General features: G+C 66.1%; 22 protein-coding genes and 1 pseudogene. 6 read left to right on the forward strand and 17 right to left on the reverse strand.

Annotated elements, in window-relative coordinates:
- Nucleotides 1-6: 6 nt before the first annotated feature.
- The 4 genes from BFD71_RS33025 to BFD71_RS33040 all read right to left on the reverse strand — a co-directional run bounded on the left by BFD71_RS33025 (nt 7) and on the right by BFD71_RS33040 (nt 4,243).
- Nucleotides 7-240, reverse strand: coding sequence for a Fis family transcriptional regulator (locus BFD71_RS33025; protein WP_028216158.1), 234 nt, complete (start codon nt 238-240; stop codon nt 7-9).
- Nucleotides 237-1,304: a tRNA dihydrouridine synthase DusB gene (dusB, locus tag BFD71_RS33030; RefSeq protein ID WP_069268472.1), complete on the reverse strand. Its 1,068-nt coding sequence runs from the start codon at nt 1,302-1,304 to the stop codon at nt 237-239. The genes BFD71_RS33025 and dusB overlap by 4 nt, the downstream gene beginning before the upstream one ends.
- A 191-nt stretch (nt 1,305-1,495) precedes the next feature.
- On the reverse strand, nt 1,496-2,785 hold the full coding sequence (locus tag BFD71_RS33035; protein ID WP_069268449.1) for a UbiH/UbiF/VisC/COQ6 family ubiquinone biosynthesis hydroxylase: 1,290 nt from the start codon (nt 2,783-2,785) through the stop codon (nt 1,496-1,498).
- Nucleotides 2,786-2,836: 51 nt separating this feature from the next.
- Nucleotides 2,837-4,243, reverse strand: coding sequence for an aminopeptidase P N-terminal domain-containing protein (locus BFD71_RS33040; RefSeq protein WP_069268473.1), 1,407 nt, complete (start codon nt 4,241-4,243; stop codon nt 2,837-2,839).
- Nucleotides 4,244-4,514: 271 nt separating this feature from the next.
- Between BFD71_RS33040 and BFD71_RS33045 the strand changes: the two genes are divergently transcribed.
- Entirely contained in the window at nt 4,515-5,126 is a 612-nt protein-coding gene (locus tag BFD71_RS33045) for a glutathione S-transferase C-terminal domain-containing protein (RefSeq protein WP_069268450.1), read from the forward strand.
- Between the two features lie 95 nt (nt 5,127-5,221).
- On the opposite strand, the gene BFD71_RS33050 is transcribed toward BFD71_RS33045, so the two are convergent.
- From BFD71_RS33050 to BFD71_RS33060, 3 genes are all read right to left on the reverse strand, one after another.
- Entirely contained in the window at nt 5,222-6,829 is a 1,608-nt protein-coding gene (locus BFD71_RS33050; RefSeq protein ID WP_069268451.1) for an FMN-binding glutamate synthase family protein, read from the reverse strand.
- 246 nt (nt 6,830-7,075) lie between these two features.
- Entirely contained in the window at nt 7,076-8,272 is a 1,197-nt protein-coding gene (gene mnmA / locus BFD71_RS33055; protein ID WP_256095014.1) for a tRNA 2-thiouridine(34) synthase MnmA, read from the reverse strand.
- A gap of 12 nt (nt 8,273-8,284) precedes the next feature.
- Nucleotides 8,285-8,779, reverse strand: coding sequence for an NUDIX hydrolase (locus BFD71_RS33060; protein ID WP_069268452.1), 495 nt, complete (start codon nt 8,777-8,779; stop codon nt 8,285-8,287).
- 294 nt (nt 8,780-9,073) lie between these two features.
- Between BFD71_RS33060 and BFD71_RS33065 the strand changes: the two genes are divergently transcribed.
- From BFD71_RS33065 to BFD71_RS33075, 3 genes are read left to right on the forward strand one after another with little or no spacing between them, the layout of a single operon-like run.
- The gene (locus tag BFD71_RS33065) at nt 9,074-10,225 is read left to right on the forward strand and encodes a Re/Si-specific NAD(P)(+) transhydrogenase subunit alpha (protein WP_069268453.1); all 1,152 of its coding nucleotides are present in this window, start codon (nt 9,074-9,076) and stop codon (nt 10,223-10,225) included.
- Between the two features lie 17 nt (nt 10,226-10,242).
- Nucleotides 10,243-10,572: an NAD(P) transhydrogenase subunit alpha gene (locus BFD71_RS33070; protein WP_028201972.1), complete on the forward strand. Its 330-nt coding sequence runs from the start codon at nt 10,243-10,245 to the stop codon at nt 10,570-10,572.
- 14 nt (nt 10,573-10,586) lie between these two features.
- On the forward strand, nt 10,587-12,041 hold the full coding sequence (locus BFD71_RS33075; RefSeq protein ID WP_069268474.1) for an NAD(P)(+) transhydrogenase (Re/Si-specific) subunit beta: 1,455 nt from the start codon (nt 10,587-10,589) through the stop codon (nt 12,039-12,041).
- A gap of 75 nt (nt 12,042-12,116) precedes the next feature.
- Here BFD71_RS33075 and BFD71_RS33080 read toward each other — a convergent pair.
- The 9 genes and pseudogenes from BFD71_RS33080 to BFD71_RS33115 all read right to left on the reverse strand — a co-directional run.
- A pseudogene (locus tag BFD71_RS33080) lies at nt 12,117-12,809 on the reverse strand (helix-turn-helix transcriptional regulator); the annotation flags it as partial.
- Nucleotides 12,810-12,886: 77 nt separating this feature from the next.
- Nucleotides 12,887-13,276 (reverse strand): VOC family protein, encoded by a 390-nt coding sequence (locus tag BFD71_RS33085; protein ID WP_028201975.1) that lies wholly within the window; start codon nt 13,274-13,276, stop codon nt 12,887-12,889.
- A 189-nt stretch (nt 13,277-13,465) separates the two neighbouring features.
- Nucleotides 13,466-14,770 (reverse strand): THUMP domain-containing class I SAM-dependent RNA methyltransferase, encoded by a 1,305-nt coding sequence (locus BFD71_RS33090; protein ID WP_069268455.1) that lies wholly within the window; start codon nt 14,768-14,770, stop codon nt 13,466-13,468.
- A 110-nt stretch (nt 14,771-14,880) separates the two neighbouring features.
- On the reverse strand, nt 14,881-15,186 hold the full coding sequence (locus BFD71_RS33095) for an addiction module antidote protein (RefSeq protein WP_069268456.1): 306 nt from the start codon (nt 15,184-15,186) through the stop codon (nt 14,881-14,883).
- 6 nt (nt 15,187-15,192) lie between these two features.
- Nucleotides 15,193-15,327: a hypothetical protein gene (locus tag BFD71_RS42410; RefSeq protein ID WP_256095015.1), complete on the reverse strand. Its 135-nt coding sequence runs from the start codon at nt 15,325-15,327 to the stop codon at nt 15,193-15,195.
- 164 nt (nt 15,328-15,491) lie between these two features.
- Nucleotides 15,492-16,199: a PqiC family protein gene (locus tag BFD71_RS33100; RefSeq protein WP_069268457.1), complete on the reverse strand. Its 708-nt coding sequence runs from the start codon at nt 16,197-16,199 to the stop codon at nt 15,492-15,494.
- On the reverse strand, nt 16,196-17,809 hold the full coding sequence (locus BFD71_RS33105) for a PqiB family protein (protein ID WP_069268458.1): 1,614 nt from the start codon (nt 17,807-17,809) through the stop codon (nt 16,196-16,198). The genes BFD71_RS33100 and BFD71_RS33105 overlap by 4 nt, the downstream gene beginning before the upstream one ends.
- Entirely contained in the window at nt 17,802-18,464 is a 663-nt protein-coding gene (locus BFD71_RS33110; RefSeq protein ID WP_069268459.1) for a paraquat-inducible protein A, read from the reverse strand. The genes BFD71_RS33105 and BFD71_RS33110 overlap by 8 nt, the downstream gene beginning before the upstream one ends.
- Complete coding sequence (locus BFD71_RS33115; protein WP_083245607.1) at nt 18,461-19,270, reverse strand: paraquat-inducible protein A; 810 nt, start codon at nt 19,268-19,270, stop codon at nt 18,461-18,463. Before BFD71_RS33115 ends, BFD71_RS33110 begins: the two co-directional genes overlap by 4 nt.
- 358 nt (nt 19,271-19,628) lie before the next feature.
- On the opposite strand from BFD71_RS33115, the gene BFD71_RS33120 reads away from it, so the two are divergent.
- Both BFD71_RS33120 and BFD71_RS33125 read left to right on the forward strand, forming a co-directional pair.
- Nucleotides 19,629-20,228 (forward strand): YceI family protein, encoded by a 600-nt coding sequence (locus BFD71_RS33120; protein ID WP_083245608.1) that lies wholly within the window; start codon nt 19,629-19,631, stop codon nt 20,226-20,228.
- A 42-nt stretch (nt 20,229-20,270) separates the two neighbouring features.
- Nucleotides 20,271-20,840, forward strand: coding sequence for a YceI family protein (locus BFD71_RS33125; protein WP_141710882.1), 570 nt, complete (start codon nt 20,271-20,273; stop codon nt 20,838-20,840).
- A gap of 84 nt (nt 20,841-20,924) precedes the next feature.
- On the opposite strand, the gene secF is transcribed toward BFD71_RS33125, so the two are convergent.
- Entirely contained in the window at nt 20,925-21,875 is a 951-nt protein-coding gene (secF, locus tag BFD71_RS33130; protein WP_069268461.1) for a protein translocase subunit SecF, read from the reverse strand.
- Between the last annotated feature and the right edge of the window lies 1 nt (nt 21,876).

Here is a 21,876-nt window from a genome sequence, read left to right on the forward strand (position 1 = left end):
GCGGCGTTACAGCAGGCCGTGCTGCTGGAGCTTCTTGCGCAGCGTGTTGCGGTTGATGCCGAGATACTCGGCGGCGAGCGACTGATTGCCGCCTGCCTGCTCGAGCACCACCTCGAGCATCGGTTTTTCGACGCACGCCATCACCATTTCGTAGACGTCGTGCGGATTGCTGCCGTCGAGGTCCTGGAAGTAGATGCCAAGGCTCTCGCGGACGGATTGTTCGATGTTGTGCTTGCTCATGCTGCCAGTCGATCGGTTGATTCGTCGCTGCCGTCGCTGTCGTTGTTCTCGTCGTCGACGTAGACGAGGCGCTCGGAGCGCGCCTTCTGTTCGTCGAAGAACTGATTGACGGCGACGAGCTGCTCGCGCGTGGTGTCCAGCGTATTCATGCGGTGCCGGAACGTGTTGGCGCCGCAAAGGCCGCGAGTGTACCAGCCGATATGCTTGCGCGCAGTACGCACGCCCGTAAATTCACCGTAAAAAGCGTAGTGGTCCTCCAGATGCTCGTTCATGATCGACTGGATTTCGTCTACGCGCGGGGCCGGCAGCTGCTCGCCCGTCGCCAGGAAATGCTCGATTTCGCGGAACAGCCACGGGCGCCCCTGCGCCGCGCGGCCGATCATGATGGCGTCGGCGCCCGTGAGTGCGAGGACCTCGCGCGCCTTTTGCGGCGACGTAATGTCGCCGTTCGCGACCACCGGAATGCGCGCGGCGGCCTTCACCGCGGCAATCGTTTCGTACTCCGCTTCACCGTGATAGAGATCGGCGCGCGTGCGGCCGTGCACGGTGAGCATGGCGATGCCGCTTTCTTCGGCAATGCGCGCGATGGTAAGTGCGTTGCGGTTGTCGCGGTCCCAGCCCGTGCGGATCTTGAGCGTGACGGGCACGGCGTCGGGGCCCACGCCCACGGCGTCGACCACGGCCTTGACGATGCGCGCGACGAGCGGCTCGTTCTGCAAGAGCGCCGAGCCGGCCGCGACGTTGCAGACCTTCTTGGCCGGGCAGCCCATGTTGATGTCGATGATCTGCGCGCCGTTCGCGACGTTGTAGCGCGCGGCTTCGGCCATCATTGCCGGATCGGCCCCGGCGATCTGCACCGAGATCGGTTCCACTTCGCCCGCGTGATTGGCGCGGCGCATGGTCTTTTCGCTCTTCCAGAGCTGCGCGTTGGACGCGACCATTTCGGAGACCGCATAGCCCGCGCCGAGGCGCTTGCACAGCTGGCGGAACGGCCTGTCCGTGACACCCGCCATGGGGGCGACGAACAGGTTGTTACGCAAGGTGTGACGGCCGATAGTGAACATGACGCGCGGGCGAGGCCGGTACCGCGATCCGGATGGCAATCCGGCCGGCGCGGCGATCGGCGTGAACTTGAAAAAGGGGAAACGCATATTTTAGCGTAAGCGCGATGCGAGGTCGCGCTGCGCGGACCCTGGTCTTGTCCCGGAGCGGCGTTGCCGCGCTCAAAGAAAAGCGATGCGACCCTTAGTTCGCCTCAACGCCGCTGCCCGAACATCATCTGCCGCGCGAGCGCCGTTTTCACGGGCGGTGCGAATTCGAGCGCCGTGAGCGCGAGCCCGCGCAGCGTGGCGAGTGGGCCGAAATCGACGGTGAACAAGCGGGCGAGCGTATCCGTCGCGCCGATCGTCATGCGGCGGTCGAACGCGCGACGGCCGGCGAACTCGGCGAGTGCGCGCGGCGTGGCACCGTGCTGCGCGAGCGAATCGGCGAGCGCGTGGGCGTCGCGCAGACCGAGATTGAGACCCTGGCCCGCCACGGGATGCAGTGTTTGGGCCGCATTGCCGACCGCCGCGATGCGGCCGTGGCCGCAAACGAGGGCGTCGAGCGCGTTCAGGCCGAGCGCAAAGGCCGCGCGGCCGTGAACATGCGTGAAGCGGCCCATGCGCGCCCCGAACGCCACGCCGAGTTCGGCGAGGAAATCGGCGTCCGAAAGCTGCGCGCGGCGCTCGGCCTGCGCCGGGGAGCAGCACCACACCAGCGCGTAATCCGCGCCGCGCACGCCGCCCATCGGCAGGAGCGCGATCGGGCCTTCGCTGGTGAAGCGCTCCCACGCGACGTGCGGTTGCGGGGCAGCTAGCGTCACCACGCCGACCAGCGCCGTTTGCCCGTAGTCGCGCGTCCGTTTGGTTTCGGCGGCCGGCAGTGCGGCCTTGGCATCGGCTTCGTCGGCCTCTTCTGCATCGTCTTGCGCGTCGCGTGGCGGCGGCGTGCGATACAGGCCGCCCTCGGCGTTCACGAGGATACGCGTGCGCAGATGGCGCTCGACGCCCGCGCTCACGACCGGCAGCGTCACGCCGTCGTTCTCCACGACGGGATCGTGCGCCTGCGTGTGATGCAGCCAGTGCACCCGCGTGCCGCGCACGGCCTGCGCAAGCGCCTGAACGATCGCGCCGTAGCGCGCCACGTAGCCGAGCGCGGGCAAGTCGTAATCGTGGCGGTCGATCAGCGTGCGCCCGAAATGGCCGCGCTGCGAAACATGGATGCGCTCGATGGGCGTCGCGTCGTGCGGCCACGCGAGCGCTTCGAGCAGCGTGCGGCTGCCCTGCGAAACGGCGATGGCGCGCGGATCGCCGGCGCTGTCCTCGGGTTCGCGCGCGTCGATCAGCGCAATCGAGAGCCCTTGCGTGGCGCTGCGCCGCGCGAGCCAACCTGCGAGCGCGAGACCTACCGGCCCCGCGCCGACGATCGTCACATCGTGGTCGAATTGAGCGGGCGCGTTCGCGCCGGTGGGAGTGTCGTTCGCGCTGCCGGAAACTGCGTTCATGTCGTTTGCTTCGCTTCGTGTGGAATCTTCGCGTCTGCGTTTCCGTCTGCGTCAGGCGCCGCGTTGCGCGCCCTGCATGAGCGCTTCGATTTCATCGGCGGCAACGGGCACGCCGCGCGTGATCAGCTCGCAGCCCGTTTCGGTGACGATGGCGTCGTCCTCGATGCGGATGCCGATGTCCCAGTAGCGCTCGGGCACGTCCTCGGCCGCGCGGATGTAGAGACCCGGCTCGATCGTGAGCGTCATGCCGGCGCGCAGCGTGCGCCACGGCGGCGGGGCGTCGGGCTTGTCTGCGCTTGCCTTAACGCCACGTTCGCCGCGTTCACGATAATCGCCCGCGTCGTGCACATCCATGCCGAGCCAGTGCCCGGTGCGATGCATATAGAAGCGCGCGTAGGCGCGCTCGGTAATCACGTCGTCGACGCTCGCAAAGCGCTGCCGGTCGATGATGCCGGTATCGAGCAGCCCCTGCGCGAGTACGCGCACCGCGGCGTCATGCGGCGCCTCGAAATTCACGCCGGCGCGCGTGGCGTCGATCGCGGCCTGCTGCGCGGCGAGGACGATGTCGTACAGCTCGCGTTGCGCGCTCGTGAAGCGGCCGCTCGCGGGGAAGGTGCGGGTGATGTCCGAGGCATAGCCGTTCAACTCGCACGCGGCGTCGATCAGCACGAGGTCGCCTTCGCGCGCCACCGCGTTGCCCGCTGGGTAGTGCAGCACGCACGCGTTCGCGCCTGCCGCGACGATCGAGCCGTAGGCGGGCGCCTGCGCGCCGTGCTTGCGGAACGTGTAGAGCAACTCCGCCTCGATCTCGTACTCGCGCATGCCGGGCCGGCATGTCTGCATCGCGCGAACGTGCGCGAGCGCCGAAATTTTTGCGGCGCGGCGCATCGTGTCGAGTTCGTGCGCATCCTTGATCACGCGCATGTCGTCGAGCAGCGGCAGCAGGTCGTACGCGGCGGCCGGCGCCGTGACGCCGCTGCGCCCCTGCGCGCGCACCGCGTCGATCCAGCGCTTCACCTGCGCGTCGAAGCGATCGGAGGCCGCGAGCGCGTAGTGCAGCGCCGGACGGTTGGCGATGAACTGCGGGATGCGCGCATCGAGTTCGTCGGCAGGAAACGCGGCGTCGAAGCCAAACGCTTCGCGCGCGGCGTCCGGACCGAAGCGAAAGCCTTCCCACGTTTCGCGCTCAACGTTCTTCGCGCGGCAGAACAGAATGGCGGCGGGCTGGTTCTCGCCCGCGTTCGCGTCGAGCACGAGCAGCGCCTCGGGCTCGGTGAAGCCGGTGAGGTAGTAGAAGTAGCTGTCGTGCCGATACGGATAGTCCGCGTCGCGATTGCGCAGCGCTTCGGGCGCGGTCGGCACGAGCGCGACACCGCCGCCCTGCGCACGCAGCGCTGCAAGCACACGTTCGCGGCGCGCGCGATAGAGCGCCGCGCCGCCGTCGGGGCCGCGCTGCATGTCGGCTGCGTCGGCCACGCTGGCCGCAGGTTGGGCTTCGCTCGAGGCGGCCGGGGCGCTTTGCTTGAGGGTCGAGTCCATCGTGAGATTGTAGCGCTGGCTACAAAGGCGCGCGCTGGCTCGCGGTGACCCCACCCGCGCGCCGCTATGGCCGGGTGTTGTCTCTTGCTGACATCATTTGTAGGAAAAATCCTGCACTGCAACAGACGGCGCGTCAGAAAATTACGAATCCAACGTATACTTCGGCCGGATTCCAGAAAAGGCAGGTGGTATGAAACTTATCGGTTCGCTCGGCAGCCCGTATGTCCGCAAGGCGCGGATCACGCTCGCCGAAAAGAAAATCGACTACAAGCTGGTGCTCGAAAACGTGTGGGGCGAGGAAACGGCGATTCACGATTTCAACCCGCTCGGCAAGGTTCCGTGTCTCGTGATGGACGACGGCGAGGCCGTGTTCGACTCGCGCGTGATCTGCGAGTACGTCGACATGCTCTCGCCCGTGGCCAAGCTCATTCCGCCCGCAGGACGTGAGCGCATTGAAGTGCGTTGCTGGGAGGCGCTCGCCGACGGGATGCTCGACGCCACCGTGCTGATCCGCCTCGAAGGCACGCAGCGCACGCCGGAACAGCGCAACGAGGCGTGGGTGAAGCGCCAGGAGCGCAAGATCCACGAGAGCCTCGCCGCGATGGCCAAGGGGCTCGACGGCAACCCGTGGTGCGCGGGCAACCGCTACACGATCGCGGATATTGCCGTGGGCTGCGCACTCGGCTATCTCGACTTCCGCATGCCGGAACTGAACTGGCGCGAGGCGCATCCGAATCTCGCGCGCCACTTCGAGAAGCTTTCGCAGCGTCAATCGTTCGTCGACACGGTGCCGCAAGGCTGACGTCCAGTCCATCTGCAACTGACGTGACTTAAACAAAACGCCCGACGGCATGATGCGCCGTCGGGCGTTTTCGTTCAAGCCGCGGATCGCCTTCCTCAGACGATCTTTTCCTCGGCCGGCGCGAACGAATCGCTGCGTGCAACCGGCCACCACTTCTCGTACAGCTGATAGCGATAGCGGCCTTCGAGCAGATCGCCGGGCTTCAGGTACTTGAGCAGTTCCGACATCAGCTTTACTTCATACGACGACACGCGCCGCACGATGTGATGCGCGCGCAGATCCGATGGGCTCGCGAGACCCGCGGCCTGAATCAGCTCCTGCAGCGCGTGCAGCGTGTTGTGGTGGAAGTTGAAGACGCGCTCGCCCTTGTCCGGCACGTTCAGCGCGCGCTGGCGCACGGGGTCTTGCGTGGCGACGCCGGTGGGGCAGCGGTCCGAGTGGCACTTCTGCGCCTGGATGCAGCCGACGGCGAACATGAAGCCGCGCGCCGAGTTCACCCAGTCCGCGCCGATCGCGAGCGTGCGCGCGATATCGAACGCCGTGATGATCTTGCCGCTCGCACCGATCCTGATCTTGTCGCGCAGGCCGATGCCCACGAGCGTGTTGTGCACGAGAAGCAGCCCTTCCTGCAGGGGCGTGCCGATGTGATCGGTGAACTCGAGCGGCGCTGCGCCCGTGCCGCCTTCCGCGCCGTCCACGACGATGAAGTCGGGCAGGATGCCGGTTTCCAGCATCGCCTTGGCGATGCCGAAAAACTCCCACGGATGGCCGATGCACAGCTTGAAGCCCGTGGGTTTGCCGCCCGAGAGCTTGCGCAGGCGCTCGATGAATTCGAGCAGGCCGCGCGGCGTGGAGAACTCCGAATGGCGCGCAGGCGAGACGCAATCCTTGCCGATGGGAATGCCGCGCGTTTCGGCGATCTCGGGCGTGACCTTGGCCGCGAGCAGCATGCCGCCGTGGCCAGGCTTCGCGCCTTGCGAGAGCTTCACCTCGATCATCTTCACCTGCGGCTCGTTCGCGAGGCGCTGGAATTTTTCGGCGCTGAAGGTGCCGTCGTCGTTGCGGCAGCCGAAGTAGCCCGAGGCGATCTCCCAGATGATGTCGCCGCCATTTTCGCGGTGATATTTCGACATCGAGCCTTCGCCGGTGTCGTGCGCGAAGCCGCCTTTCTTCGCGCCCATATTGAGCGCGCGGATGGCATTCGCGGACAGCGCGCCGAAGCTCATCGCCGAGATGTTGAAGATCGACATCGAGTACGGTTGCGCGCGGTTGGCGCCCACGAGCACGCGGAAGTCGCTGCCTGCGAGCTTCGTCGGCGCGAGCGAATGGCTGATCCACTCGTGGCCCACGGCCTTCACGTCGAGTTCGGTGCCGTACGGGCGGCTGTCCACCGCGTTCTTCGCGCGTTGGTAGACGAGGCTGCGCTGGGCGAGCGAGAACGGCTTTTCGTCGGTGTCGTCCTCGACGAAGTACTGGCGGATCTCGGGCCGCACGAACTCGAACAGGAAGCGCAGATGACCCCAGATCGGGTAGTTGCGCAGGATCGCGTGGCGCTCCTGGAACATGTCGTAGAGGCCGAGCGCGACGAGCAGCGCGGGCACGATCATGCAGTACCACGACAGGCGATGGAGCGCGGCAGCGGCGGCACAGGCCGCGAGCAGCAGCACCGCGCCCCACATGGCGAGATAACGTCGGGAAAACATTGGGGGGAACTCCTCGAACTTGATGTAATGCGCGCGCCTGCTCTCCTCTTGTGAAGGGGCGGCGCGCGTGAGCCGCGCGGTTGCTGGGCGCGGCTTGCGGGAATGATGCCGCAAGTTCGTGAAACTGGCAGGCAAGCGGGCAGTGTCGTTCGAGCGGCCTGTGGGAGGCTTCAAAAGTCGGATAAAAAACGCGGCGCCCAGGGCGCCGCGCGGTGTTTCCTTACGTTTTGCCTGACGCAGCTTGCGTCACGCGGCCGTCGCCGCAGCAGGCTTCTTGCGCGGGACGCGCTTCCTTTTCTTCGGCGCTTCGGGCGGCAGCACGGCGGGCACGTGCGGCGCGAGCGTCGTTACCGCCTCGACGATGCCACCACCCAGGCAAACGTCGCCGTCGTAGAGCACCGCCGACTGGCCGGGCGTCACGGCCCATTGCGCGTCGGGAAAACGCAGCGTGAACTGGCCCGCGCCGAATTCGTCTGCGGTATGGAACGAGCAGGGCGCATCGGCCTGGCGATAGCGCGTTTTCGCGCCGCATGCATGGTCCTGCGCCGGCGGCTCGCCCGCCACCCAGCTCACGTTGCCTGCGCGCAGCTCGTGCGCGAGCAGCCACGGATGATCGTGGCCCTGCACGACGTAGAGCGTGTTCGAGGCCATGTCCTTGCCCGCCACGAACCACGGATCGCCGCTGCCGTCCTTGCTGCCGCCAAGGCCAATGCCCTTGCGTTGCCCGAACGTGTAGAACGCGAGGCCGATATGCTCGCCGACCACCTTGCCGTCGGGCGTCATCATCGGGCCGGGTTGGGTCGGCAGATAGCGGTTGAGGAAGTCGCGGAACGGCCGCTCGCCGATGAAGCAGATTCCTGTGGAATCCTTCTTTTTCGCGTTCGGCAGGCCGATCTTTTCGGCGATCTCGCGCACCTTCGTCTTGGGGATCTCGCCGAGCGGGAACATCGTCTTCGAAAGCTGCGCCTGGTTCAGGCGATGCAGGAAGTACGACTGATCTTTCGTGTGGTCGAGCGCCTTCAGCAGTTCGAAGCGTCCGTTGCTCTCGTTCTGGCGCACGCGCGCGTAGTGGCCCGTGGCGATCGTTTCCGCGCCGAGCGACATGGCGTGGTCGAGAAAGGCCTTGAACTTGATCTCGGCGTTGCACAGCACGTCCGGGTTCGGCGTGCGTCCCGCGGAATACTCGCGCAGGAACTCCGCGAACACGCGGTCCTTGTATTCGGCGGCGAAGTTCACGGCCTCGACGTCGATGCCGATCAGGTCCGCGACCGACACCACGTCGATCCAGTCCTGACGCGTCGAGCAGTACTCGCCGTCGTCGTCGTCTTCCCAGTTCTTCATGAAGAGACCGACGACGTCGAATCCCTGCTCCTTGAGCAGCCATGCGGTAACCGACGAATCGACGCCGCCCGACATGCCTACCACGACCTTACGTTTGCTCATTTCGTTGCTGCCTTAGTTCATCCCGGGTGCTGCCTTCGGTGCCGTCGCGTGCGTCTGGATGAAATCCAGCGGCACGCGCTTGCCGGCGAGGTAATCGTCGACACAGCGCATCACGAGCGGCGTGCGATGGCGCTCGCTTGCCGCGCGCATCTCGTCCACGCTCATCCACACCGTGCGGACGATATCCGGATCGAGCGCGCGATCCTCCGCCTCGGCTGCGACTCTGCCGCAGTATGTGAAGCGCACGTACGTTGCACCGCTCTCGCCGGGCTTGCCGAAGTGCGTCATATACACGCCGACCAGCGCTTCGGGCGTGAACGCATGTGCGGTTTCCTCGAGCGTTTCGCGCACTACGGCCTCGTGCAGCGTTTCGCCGGCTTCCAGATGGCCGGCGGGCTGGTTCAGACGCAGTCCAGATGGCGTGTGCTCTTCGACGAGTAGAAAGCGCCCGTCGCGCTCGACGATCGCGGCCACGGTGACGTGGGGTGCCCAGGTTTCCTCATTCATGGGCCGGTATTTTACCGGGACGGCGCGAACGCTGCCGGGGGCCGGATCGGGCCCCAGAGGGCACTTGCCTGGATCGGCTGGCACTGCCGACCGTCCGGTCGGACGACACGGCGTGTTGTGTGCATCGCACAAAAACGGGCAATTCCCGCTACAAAGGCGTCGCTGCTTTCGGTTAAAGTGGTGCCGTCGTTTGCCGTTGCAATGGATGCCGGCGCTTGAACGCCGTTTGTCGGCCTCCCTTCGCTCGATTCGAGCCAGAACAGCTAGAACAAGAAGGTCGAGGAGGAAACAACGATGCATATCGGAGTGCCCGCAGAGACGCGGGCGAACGAAACCCGCGTGGCCGCGACGCCGGAGACAGTCAAGAAGTACGTCGCCCAGGGCCACACGGTCACGATCCAGGCCGGCGCCGGCACTGGCGCGAGCTATCCCGACGAGGCCTACACGGCCGTGGGCGCGCAGGTCGCCGATGCGGCCACGGCCTTCGGCGCGGACCTCGTGCTCAAGGTCCAGTCGCCCACCGTCAGCGAATTGCCGTTCATGAAGCGCGGCGCGGTGCTGGTCGGCATGCTCGATCCCTTTAATGCGGAAAACGCCGCGAAACTCGCCGAGGCTGGCGTGACGGCCTTCGCGCTCGAAGCTGCGCCGCGCACCACGCGCGCGCAGAGCCTCGACGTGCTGTCGTCGCAGGCCAACATCACCGGGTACAAGGCGGTGCTCGTGGCCTCGAACCTCTATCCGCGCTTCATGCCGATGCTCATGACCGCCGCCGGCACCGTGAAAGCCGCGCGCGTGCTGATTCTCGGCGCGGGCGTGGCGGGCCTGCAGGCCATTGCGACGGCGCGGCGCCTGGGCGCGGTGATCGAGGCTTCGGACGTGCGCCCGGCCGTCAAGGAGCAGATCGAGTCGCTCGGCGGCAAATTCCTCGACGTGCCCTACGAAACCGATGAGGAGCGCGAAGCGGCCGTCGGCGTGGGCGGCTATGCCCGGCCCATGCCGCCATCATGGCTCTCGCGCCAGTCGGCGCTGGTGCACGAGCGCGCGAAGCAGGCGGACATCATCATCTCGACCGCGCTGATTCCGGGCCGCGACGCGCCGACGCTGCTGCCTTCGGAAACCGTGCAGGCGATGAAGCCGGGGTCGGTGGTGATCGACCTCGCGGCAGGACGCGGTCCCGTTGCCGACGAGGCAAGCGGCCGACGCGGCGGCAACTGCCCGCTCACGGAGGCCGACAAGGTGGTGACGCACCACGGCGTGCAGATCTGCGGCTACACGAACCTCGCCTCGATGGTCGCCGCCGACGCCTCCGCGCTATACGCGCGCAACCTGCTCGACTTCCTGAAGCTCATCGTCACGAAGGAAGCCACGCTCAACATCGATCTCGCGGACGACATCGTCGCGGCCACGCTGTTGGCCCGCGACGGCCAGGTCACGCGCAAGGCATGACGAGGAGGAGAACAAGAATGGAAGTCATCAACCATACCGTCATCAACCTGATCATCTTCGTGCTGGCCGTGTACGTGGGCTATCACGTGGTCTGGAACGTCACGCCCGCGCTGCATACGCCGCTCATGGCCGTGACCAATGCGATTTCCGCAATCGTGATCGTCGGCGCGATGCTCGCCACGGGCCTGACCGTGGGCGGACCGGGCAAGTTCTTTGGCACCTTCGCCGTGCTGCTCGCGGCCGTGAACGTGTTCGGCGGGTTCCTCGTCACACGGCGAATGCTGGAGATGTTCCGCAAGAAGGAGCCGAAAAAGCTCTCCGCCCCTGGCAGCAAGGAGGGCGCATGATGGGGCTGAACTTCGTGAGTATGAACGTCGTTACGCTGCTTTATCTGGTGGCGTCGGTCTGCTTCATCCAGGCGCTCAAGGGGCTGTCGAATCCGAAGAGCGCGCGCGCCGGCAACGTGTTCGGCATGGTCGGTATGGCCATCGCCATTCTCACGACCCTTGCGCTGATCGTGAAGGAGTCCGCACAGTTCGGCTCGAACCTCGGCCTGGGGCTTGCGCTGTTGTTCGCGGCGCTCGTGGTGGGCGGCGGCCTCGGAGCGTACGTCGCCGCGCGCGTCGAGATGACGAAGATGCCCGAACTCGTCGCGGCCATGCACTCGCTGATCGGTCTGGCGGCGGTGTGCATCGCGTATGCGGTGGTTTCGGAGCCGGCCGCGTTCGGACTGGTGGCAGAAGACGCGCCGTATCCGGGCTTCCTGCCGTACGGCAACCGTATCGAGCTCTTTATCGGTACGTTCGTCGGTGCGATCACGTTCTCGGGTTCCGTGATCGCCTTCGGCAAGCTCTCCGGGAAGTACAAGTTCAGGCTGTTCCAGGGCGCGCCGGTGGTCTATCCGGGCCAGCATCTGATCAACCTGATGCTCGCGCTCGGCATGATCGGCTTCGGCATCCTGTTCTTCCTCACGCAGTCGTGGCTGCCGTTCATCATCATGACGCTGATCGCGTTCGCGCTGGGCGTGCTCATCATCATCCCGATCGGCGGCGCGGACATGCCCGTGGTCGTGTCGATGCTGAACTCGTACTCGGGCTGGGCGGCGGCGGGCATCGGCTTCTCGCTGAACAACGCCATGCTGATCATCGCGGGCTCGCTGGTGGGTTCTTCCGGCGCGATCCTCTCGTACATCATGTGCCACGCGATGAACCGCTCGTTCTTCAACGTGCTGCTGGGCGGCTTCGGCGGCGAGGCGGGTGCGGCGGCGGCAGGCGGCGCGCAGGAGCAGCGTCCGGTGAAGTCGGGTTCGGCTGACGACGCGGCGTTCATGCTCGGCAACGCCGAGAGCGTGGTGATCGTCCCCGGTTATGGCCTTGCGGTGGCACGCGCGCAGCATGCGCTGAAAGAACTCACGGACAAGCTCGTGGAGAAGGGCGTGGACGTGCGTTACGCGATTCACCCGGTGGCGGGCCGCATGCCGGGCCACATGAACGTGCTGCTCGCGGAAGCCGAGGTGCCGTACGACATGGTGTTCGAAATGGAGGACATCAACAACGAGTTCGGCCAGACCGATGTCGTGCTGGTGCTCGGCGCGAACGACGTGGTGAACCCGGCGGCGAAGAACGATCCGAAGTCGCCGATCGCGGGCATGCCGATCATCGAGGCGTACAAGGCGCGCACGATCATCGTGAACAAGCGCTCGATGGCGGCCGGCTACGCGGGCCTCGACAACGAACTCTTCTACATGGATAAAACCATGATGGTGTTCGGCGACGCGAAGAAGGTGATCGAGGAGATGGTGAAGGCGGTGGAGTAAGCGCGGCTCGCATCAGACCCACGCGAAAGGCGCGCAGCGATGTGCGCCTTTTTCAATTGCGGCTGTGCTGAGCGCTCAGAGCGAAGGCGCATTCACGCGGCGCAGATAGTCGGCCAGGCGCCGCCCGCTCACATCGGGAAACTGCTCGAGCACTTCCACGTTCTCCATGCGCGCGATGTTGAAATTGCGGAAGTCCTCTCGCATTTCGCACCAGGCGCCCACGGTCCATTGCGCGCCCCAGTACACGAGCCCGAGCGGCCAGATGCGCCGCTGCGTATGCGCGCCGATGCGGTCGCAGTACGCGAAGCGCACGACGAGCCGCGTGTCGACGGCGCGATGCAGCGCGTCGAGCTTGTCCGAAAACGCGTGATCCATGTGATACGCGGGCGCGAACACGGCAAGCCGTTCCAGCACGGCGCGCTTTTCCGCGGGCATCGCGGCGGCGATCTTCGCCAGCGCGCCGCGTGCGCCGCTCGCGAGCGCCGCGCCGCCCCACGACTCGGCCATGCGAGCGCCTACCGCGAGCGCGGTGAGTTCGTCGGCGGTGAAGGTGAGCGGCGGCAGACTCGCGGTGCGCGCGAGACGGTAGCCAATGCCCGCCTCGCCCTCGATCGGCACGCCCGAGAGCTGCAGGTCGCGCACGTCGCGATAAACCGTGCGCGGCGAAACTTCGAGCCATTCTGCGAGCTGCTGCGCCGTGGTGAGACGCCGGCCGCGCAGCAGTTCGGCGATGCGAAAAAGGCGGTCGGCACGGCGGGTCATGGCAGGGCAGTCGCGAAGGCGGGCGCGGTGACTGGGATAAGCACAGATGATAGCGCCGGGCGCGCGTGGCGCCCGGCCGCGGCTTAGCCGAGCTTCGGCGCGTGCAGACCGACGCGGTTGCCTTCGGTATCAATGAAGAAGCCGATATAGCCGTAATTGTTCGGCAACTCCACCGCTGGCCCTTGCTGCTTGCCGCCGGCTTTTTGCACGCGGTCGAGCACGGCGGTGACCGATGGCTGCGCGTTCAGATACACGAGCACGCCCTTCGGGTCGGGCTTGGCGTCATGCGGATTGAACACGATGCAGCCGCCGGTTTCCGTATCGGTGTGAGCGAACAGCGCCATCGGCACGCCGCCGACCACCTCGCGCTGCAGCGCGGTGTCGAAGGCGGTTTCGTAAAAACGGGCGGCACGCTCCAGGTCGTGCGCGGGAATTTCGAACCACGAGATCACACGGGACAGATCGGTAGACACGGTGCAGCTCCTCGAAGACAACGGCGGACGTTGAATGGCGGCAGCCGGGCGGCGGCAGCCTCGCCGGATGGCGTAGAAGCAGTGTGCCAGGGGGCTGCTGACAGCGTGTTGTCAGTAGGTTTGACGCGCCGTGACGGGCGAGTCGAGGCGGCGGGTGGGAAGGCCACCCGCCATGCGCGTTTGCCAATGTCAGCTGGCGTCGTCGCTGCTGGCGGCGGGGTTCGCTGGACGCTGGCGCACGCTGCCCGCGATCAGGTCGAAGCGGAACAGGCGGCATTCGAGCGCGCCGTTGTAGAGCGGCGTCTTGGCAGCTTCGCGCAGGCGCAGCTGGCCCGGCAGCTTGCGGTCCGAGGTGAGGACGAACGCGCGCCAGCCCGTGAAGCGCTGCTTGAGCGCGTCGCCGAGCGCCTGGAAGAATTCGGCGTCGGGCGCCTCGTCCTTGGCGCGGCGAAAGCCTTCGTCGTCGTCGCCGCGCAGCTCGCGCGCCGTAGGGCGTGCCTCGCCGCGCGCGTTGCGCCCGCGCACCTCGATACGTTCGCCGTACGGCGGATTCGCCACGAGAATGCCGGGCGCAGCCGAGGGAGGCGTCATGTTGCGCGCGTCGAGCTGCTTGAGCGTCACGCTGCCAAAGCCCGCGCGCTTGAAGTTCGCACGCGCCTTTTCCAGCATGACATCGGAGATGTCGCTGCCGTAGATCAGCAGATCGCTGGTCTTGCCTTGGGCGAGATTGCGCGCCGTGTTCGCCTCGCTCTTGAGGTGTCGCCACGCGGCCATGTCGGCCTGCTTGAGCGACTCGAAGCCGAAGCGGCGATCGAGCCCCGGCGCGATGTCGAGCGCGACTTGCGCGGCTTCCGCGAGAAAGGTGCCGCTGCCGCACATCGGGTCGTAGAGCGGCGTGCCGGGCGTCCAGCCCGTGAGGCGCAGGATGCCCGCGGCGAGGTTCTCGCGCAGCGGGGCGGCGCCCTTGTCCAGACGCCAGCCACGCTTGAAGAGCGGCTCGCCCGAGGTGTCGAGATAGAGCGTGCATTCGTTCGCCGTGAGGAAGGCGAAGACGCGCACATCGGGATAGGCGGTATCGACGCTCGGACGCGCGCCTGCCTTGTCGCGCATGCGATCGCAGATCGCGTCCTTCACGCGCAGCGTGGCGAATTCGAGGCTGCGCAGCGGCGACTTGATCGCGGTGATGTCGATGCGGATCGTCTCGTTCGCCGAGAACCACTTCTCCCACTGCTGCTCGCGCGCGAGCGCATAGATGTCCTGTTCGCTGCGATACGGGCGCTGGGCGATCTTCAGGAGCACGCGGCTCGCAATGCGCGAATGGAGGTTGGCGGCGATGCCGCCGGCCCAGTTGCCGCGGAAATGCACGCCGCCGGGCACCTCGGCGCCGACCTGAAGTGCGCCGGGCGGCAGGCGCCGTTGCGCGGTTTCGGCCAGTTCGGCGGCGAGCGTGGCTTCGAGGCCGCGCGGGCAGGGGGCAAAGAAATCGAAAGACATGAAGGAGGATGGGACGCTGCGGGGAAGGCGCTATTGTACGCGGGTTGCGGGAGCGGCCAGGTACGGTTGCCTTTTGGCGCGCCGGGTCGGCAGCGCGGGCGTTGCGCGAGTCAGGCGGACGCCTTCGAGCCGTGCAGTTCGAGCCCGAGCGCTTTCACGACTTTCAGGATGGTCACGAAGCTTGGGTTGCCTTCGCGGGAGAGCGCTTTGTAGAGCCCCTCGCGGCTGATTCCCGTATCGCGCGCCACCTGCGCCATGCCGCGGGCACGAGCGATCACTCCCAGCGCATGGGCGATGAACGCCGGATCGTCACCCCCTTCGCGCAGGCAGGCTTCGAAGTATTCGGCGATGTCGTCTTCGGTCTGGAGATGTTCGGCAGAATCCCAGGGCCGGGTCTTGATCGTCTTCGCAGACATGGGTGCTTACTCCGTATCGAGTTCCGCGAGCATGCTGTGCGCAGCCCTGATGTCGGCTTCCTGGGTGGACTTCAGGTTGACGAACCATGTGTCGAATACCTCGGTCGTCCGGATCGTGAGACAGGGAGAAGTGTAATCCATAGTTGACTGACTGTGAACTGTGGTTCACGCGCGATGTGCCGCCGAAGCAGTTTCACCTTGCCGGTGCCGATAGGTCGACCCTACCGTCGTCGCTTCGATCGCGCATTATCGTCAGTCAAATTCCGCTACTTCATGCGTTCGCCGCCTCAGCAAAAAACGCCGCCTCAGCCGCCGGCGGCCGCCATCTGCGGACACGCGATGCTCGCCGCCGTCTTCGCACGCACACCAGCCTTCGTGCCATTCGAGGCCACACTCACGCGCGGAGCGGCCGCGAGCGCGCGCACGCCGCTCGCGATCGACTGCGAGAGCGCCTCGACCGCCTGCCGGTGGCCGATGACGAGCGCGTCGTAGCCGTCGCCCACCTTCTCGTTGAGCACGCTGCGGCAGGTCAGGACCGTTTGCGTGTCGAGCGCGCGCACGCTCCACACGGCGTCGATGAGCGCGTGCGAGCCCGGCCACGATTCGAAGCGCTGCACGTTCACGCTCACGCGATAGACGGGCACGCCCTCGGGGTGCGGCGAGCCGTACACGTCGATGGTGCCGAGCTGCTGCGTGAGGTCGCCGGAGAGCGCCCGGCGGATCTCGTCGCCGGGCATCGAGGACCAGCGCTCCTGCTCGAGTACACGCACCTGGTTGGCGTCGGTTTGCACGACGAACTGTGCCTTTGCGACCTGCGGCGGCACGTCGACAGGCGCCAGTTCGATCAGCCATTGGGCGTTGCCCGCGCTCGGCGCGGCCGCGGCGGTGCGACCCGTGTCGTCGCTCGGGCTGAGCGTGTAGAACCGGCTGGCGGGCGAACTGCAGCCCGCCAGCGCGGCGGCTATGACCAGCGCGCCGAGCGCGGCAAGGGCGGGGACGCGTCGGAACGTCATGGCTTGTCTCCAGATTTGCCGCGCAGCAGCGATTCGGGATGGCGCTCCAGATAATCGGAGAGCGCGTTGAGCGATTGCAGCGTACGCGTGAGTTCCTGCATCGCCTGGTGCACGTCGGACTGCAGCGGCGAATCTTGCTGCAGCGTGGACTGCGCGGCGTTGAAGGTCTTCTGCGCCTGGTCGAGCGTGCCTTGCAGCTGCGGCAGGATCTGGTCGTTCACCTTGCCGAACAGCTGGTTGGCGTTCTTGAGCGAGTCGTTCAGGTTGTTGCCGATCTTGTCGAACGGAATCTGATCGAGCTTCTTCGCAATGTCCGCGACCTGCAGCTGCAGTTCTTCGAGCGAGTTCGGCACCGTGGGCAGCTCGAGCGGGTCGTGGTTGAAGTCGACCGTCGCGGGGCCCGCCTTCGGGAAGATGTCGAGCGCGATGTAAAGCTGACCCGTGATCAGGTTGCCGGTGCGCAACTGGCCGCGCAGGCCGCGCGCGACGAGCCGCTTGATCAGCTCCTCGCTTTGCGGCGTATGCGGCGCGGGCGCTTCGCCGCGGATGCGGCGCGACAGGCGCAGCGGATAGAGGTCGATCGTCACTGGCATCGTGAAGTTGTGCTGTTTCGGGTCGTATTCGATCCCGATGTCGGTGACCTGGCCGAGCGCGATGCCGCGGAAATCGACCGCCGCACCCACCGAAAGGCCGCGCAACGACTGGTTGAAGTACATGACCACGCGTTGTGGCGCACCGTCCGGCTCGCGCATTGCCTCAGCCTCGTCGGAGGCCAGCGCGAAGGTGGCGCTGTCGGGCGCCTGGGGGCCCATGGACTGCCCGGGCGGAGCCTGGAACGCGAGGCCGCCCACCACGATCGTGGCGAGGGATTGCGTGTTGACCTTGATGCCGTTCGAATCGAGCTGCACGTTCACGCCGCTCGCGTGCCACCAGCGCGTGTTGGTGCCCACGTACTGGTCGAAGGGCGCGCTCACGAACACCTGCACCGTCACGCCGGTGCCGTCCTTGTCGAGCGAATAGCCCGTCACCTGGCCGACCTGGATGCGCCGGTAGAAGATCGGCGTGCCGATGTCGAGCGAGCCGAGCGTCGCACTGTGCAGGGTATAGCGATGGCCCTTCTCGTCGATGGTCACGGCAGGCGGCGCCTCCAGCCCGACGAAGTCGCTTTGCGACTCCTGCGAGCGGCCCGCGTCCGCGCCGATGTACGAGCCCGACAGCAGCGTGGTGAGGCCCGAAACGCCACTAGCGCCCACGCGCGGGCGCACGACCCAGAAGCGGCTGTCCTTCACGGCGAAGCGTTCGGCGTCCTTGGTGAGTTCGACCGTAACGATCACATGCGAAAGGTTGGGCGAGAGCTTGATGGCGCGCACCGAGCCGATGTCCACGTCCTTGTACTTGACCTTGGTCTTGCCGGGCTCGAGTCCTTCGGCGCTCACGAAGCTGATCGTGATGGTCGGGCCGCGCGTGGCGACCGACTTCACGACGAGCGCCACGCCGATCAGCGCCGCGACGATCGGCACGATCCAGACGAGCGAGGGCAGCCAGCGCCGCGGCTTGACGATCTCCGGCTCCGGCAGATTGGGCGGGGTCGGTCCTTTCGGACTATTCATGGGGTTGATCCTGTGTGTGTTGCGCAGGTTTGTGTTTGTCTTCGTCCACCGGATCCCAGATCAAGCGCGGATCGAACTGCATCGAGGCGATCATCGTCAGGATCACGACCGAGCCGAACGCGATTGCGCCGGGGCCCGCCGTGATGACCGCAAGGGACTGGAAGCGTACCAGCGCCACGGTTAGCGTGACAACGAACACGTCGAGCATCGACCAGCGCCCGATGAATTCGACGAGCCGGTAGAGCTTCGTGCGTTCCACGGGCCGCCAGGTCGAGCCGCGCTGCGAGGTGAACGCGAGCAGCGCGAGCACCGAGAGCTTGAGCATCGGCACGAGAATACTGGCGATAAAGACGATCACGGCAAGCGGCCAGTCGCCCGAGGTCCAGAAGTAGACCACGCCGCTCATGATGGTGTCGTCCTCTTCGCCGACGAGCGAGGTCGTATGCATCACGGGCAGCAGGTTCGCGGGGATGTAGAGCAGCGCCGCGGCAATCAGGAGCGCCCACGTACGCATGATGCTGTCCGGGTTGCGCTCGTGCATGGGCGAGCCGCAGCGTGCGCAGCGCACGTGGCCCCGCGCGCGCACATGCGCCTGCACGTGCCCGCAGGCGTGGCAGGAGATGTAGCCGGCGTCGCTGGCGGTCTGGTATTTCATCGGGGCCCCTTGGGCAGCGGGCGGCCGCGCGGCGCTGCCGGGTCTTGCGCGCCTGTACCGGGCTCGCGGATCTCGGGCTCGGAGAGCGGGTGCGCCGGTGACGGCGAGGCGGGCGAATGCGGCGTGTGCGGTCCGCCCGAGCCGGCGTCGCCGGCGAGGCCGCCCGGACCCGCACTGCCCCCGCGGGCCGCGCGGGCGGCGTCGCGCAGGCCGTCGGCAATGTCCCAGAGCGTGCGCGCATCGAACGTGACGACCACGGTGAACATCAGCGTGAGCGCGCCGAAGGCGAAGAGCGCGGTTTCGGGAATCACCCGCGCGAGGCTCACCATTTTCACGATGGTGATGAGCACGCCCAGCATGAAGACCTCGAGCATGCCCCAGGGCCGCACGAACTGGATGCAGCGCAGCACGTAGTCGAAGCCCGGGGGAATGAAGCCGCGCCGCACAGGCAGCAGGACGTAAAGCAGCGCTACCATCTCCGTGAGCGGAAAGAGGATGGTTGCGCAGAACACGATCACCGCGATGACCTCCATGTCCTCGTGCCACAGCACCACGAGGGCGCCGAACAGGCTCGACTCCGTAGTGATGCCGTTCGCATCGAGCTCGATGATCGGGAACGACTGGGCGATGATGAAGGTGACGAGCGCCGCGAGCGTGATGGCGCAGATGCGGTCGAGCTGGGACGCGGCGCTGCTGTAGAGCGTGGCGCCGCAGCGCGAGCAACGCGCTGACTGGCGGCCGAGCAGCCGCGGTTTGCGGTAGAGCGCGTCGCAATCGTGACACGCGATCAGTTTGTCCTGGGCCATGCGGGCAGGTGTTGCAAAACGACGTGAACGAAGGACGCGCTGCGGCGGCACACAGGCCGAAAGGTGCCGACAGCGCTTCGCGCCATGTTACCAAACGCGCCCGGCGGCGTGCCGGAACGAGCCGCGGGCCCCGCACGGGGCGGCTGCCGGAGCTGCGAACGGGCTGCGAACGGGCTGCGAAGTGTGCCACGTTTGTGCCGTGAGCGTGTGCGAGGCCGGCGGGGACCCGGCCCTTATCTCCAGATGTTTGCAGTCACCCAATTTGGACTATCTTTCGGGCATGGAGCATGCATGGCTGCGCAAGGTGGCCGCTGCCCATCCACGAAGTCAATGACTACGCAATCAAAGCGAGACGATCATGGAAGCCTTGTCGAGGTGGATTCGTTCTTACCGGTGGCGCCCGGCGGTCGGGGCCGCGGCAGTGTGGGCCGGCGCCGCTGCGGCGCTGCTCGCGGGCGCAGCCGCGCATGCGCAGCTCGACGCGGCGAAGAGTACGATCGTCGCTGTCTCGCGCCAGATGAACGTGCCGGTCCAGGGCAGCTTCACGAAGTTCGACGCGCAGATCGCCTTCGATCCGGCCAAACCCGCGGGCGGCAGCGCGAAGATCACGGTCGACACGGCGAGCTATGATCTGGGCGACCCGACCTACAACGATTCGGTGCACGGACCCGAATGGTTCGACGCGAAGACGTTCCCGCAGGCAACGTTCGTCTCGACGGCCATCGCACCGACCGCAACGAACCAGTACAGCGTGAGCGGCAAACTGACGATCAAGGGGCACACGCAGAACGTGGCGGTGCCCGTCGTGCTCACGCAGCAGGGCGGGACGCAGACTTTCGACGGCACGTTGCCGATCCACCGGCTCGCCTTCGAAATCGGCACCGGCGAGTGGAAGGACACCTCAATTGTGGCCGACGAAGTGCTCATCAAATTTCACATCGTCGTCGCGCACAAGTAGATGGACGACCCCGAGGAGGCGCTTTTGAACAAGCTCGTACTGATGGCCGCAGGCTGCGCCGTGTCGCTCGCCGCTCTGATGACGCAAGCCGCGCACGCCGCCGATACTTACCAGCTCGATCCGAATCACACGTTTCCGAGCTTCGAAGCCGACCACTTCGGCGGTCTGTCCACGTGGCGCGGGAAGTTCACGAAGACCACGGGCATGGTCACGCTGGACCGCGCGGCGAAGACGGGCACCGTAGACGTGACGATCGATCCGGCGTCGATCCAGACCGGCAATCCGCAGCTCGACCAGCATCTGGTGGGCGACGACTTTCTCGATGTCGCGAAGTACCCCACGGCCACCTACAAGGGCACGCGCATCGTCTTCAATGGCGATACGCCCAAGGAGGTGATCGGCGACTTCACCCTGCACGGCGTGACGCGGCCGCTCAAGCTCGAGATCGCGTCGTTCAAATGCATGCAGCACCCCGTGCTCAAGCGCGAGGTATGCGGCGTGGAGGCCGAAGCCGCATTCAACCGCGACGACTTCGGCATGGACTCGGGCAAGAAGTACGGCTTCAAGATGAAGACCACGCTGCATATCCAGGCCGAAGGGATCAAGCAGTAGGCAAGCGCGGCGAAGGCCGTTGCGTTGCGCAGGCACGAAAAAAAAGCCGGTTCGCGAGAACCGGCTTTTTTGCTGGTGCGCCGCTTACACCTGCGCGCCCGCGTTCGGATCGTTCGGATCGAACTTTTCCTTCTTGTCCTTGATGAGGTCTTCGCGTTTCACGCCGAGCCACATGGCGAGCGCCGCGGCAACGAACACCGACGAATAGATGCCGAAGAGAATACCCACCGTCAGCGCCAGGGCGAAGTAGTGCAGCGTCGGGCCGCCGAAGAAGAACATCGAGAGCACCATCATCTGCGTACAGCCGTGGGTGATGATGGTCCGCGACATCGTGCTGGTGATCGCGTGGTTGATGACTTCGGTCACGCTCATCTTGCGCTCGCGCCGGAAGGTCTCGCGAATCCGGTCGAAGATAACGACCGATTCGTTGACCGAGTAGCCGAGCACGGCGAGCACGGCCGCGAGCACCGAGAGCGAGAACTCCCACTGGAAGAACGCGAAGAAGCCCAAAATGATCACGACGTCGTGCAGGTTCGCGATCACGCCGGCCACGGCGTACTTCCATTCGAAGCGGAACGACAGGTAGATGACGATGCCCGCCACCACGCAGGCGAGCGCGAGCAGGCCGTCGGTGGCGAGTTCCTTGCCGACCTGCGGGCCGACGAACTCCACGCGCTGCAGCTGCACCTGCGGCTCAGCCGCCTTGAGCGTGGACATCACCTGGTCGCTCTGCTGCGCGGAGCTCAGGCCCTGCTTGAGCGGCAGGCGGATCAGCACGTCGCGCGAAGTGCCGAAGTTCTGCACCTGGGCGTCGCCGTAGCCGATCTTCGTGAGCGAGTCGCGCAGCGGCTCGAGCGGCACCGCCTGCGGATACTGCACTTCAATGACCGTGCCGCCCGTGAATTCGATCGACAGGTGCAGGCCACGGTGGAAGAGGAAGAACACCGCCGCGATGAAGGTAAGAAGCGAGATCGCGTTGAAGATCAACGCGTGCTTCATGAACGGGATGTCCTTGCGGATGCGGAAAAATTCCATG

The sequence above is a fragment of the Paraburkholderia nodosa genome (genome assembly GCF_001718195.1).
In the GTDB taxonomy this organism is placed as follows: Bacteria; Pseudomonadota; Gammaproteobacteria; order Burkholderiales; family Burkholderiaceae; genus Paraburkholderia; species Paraburkholderia nodosa_A.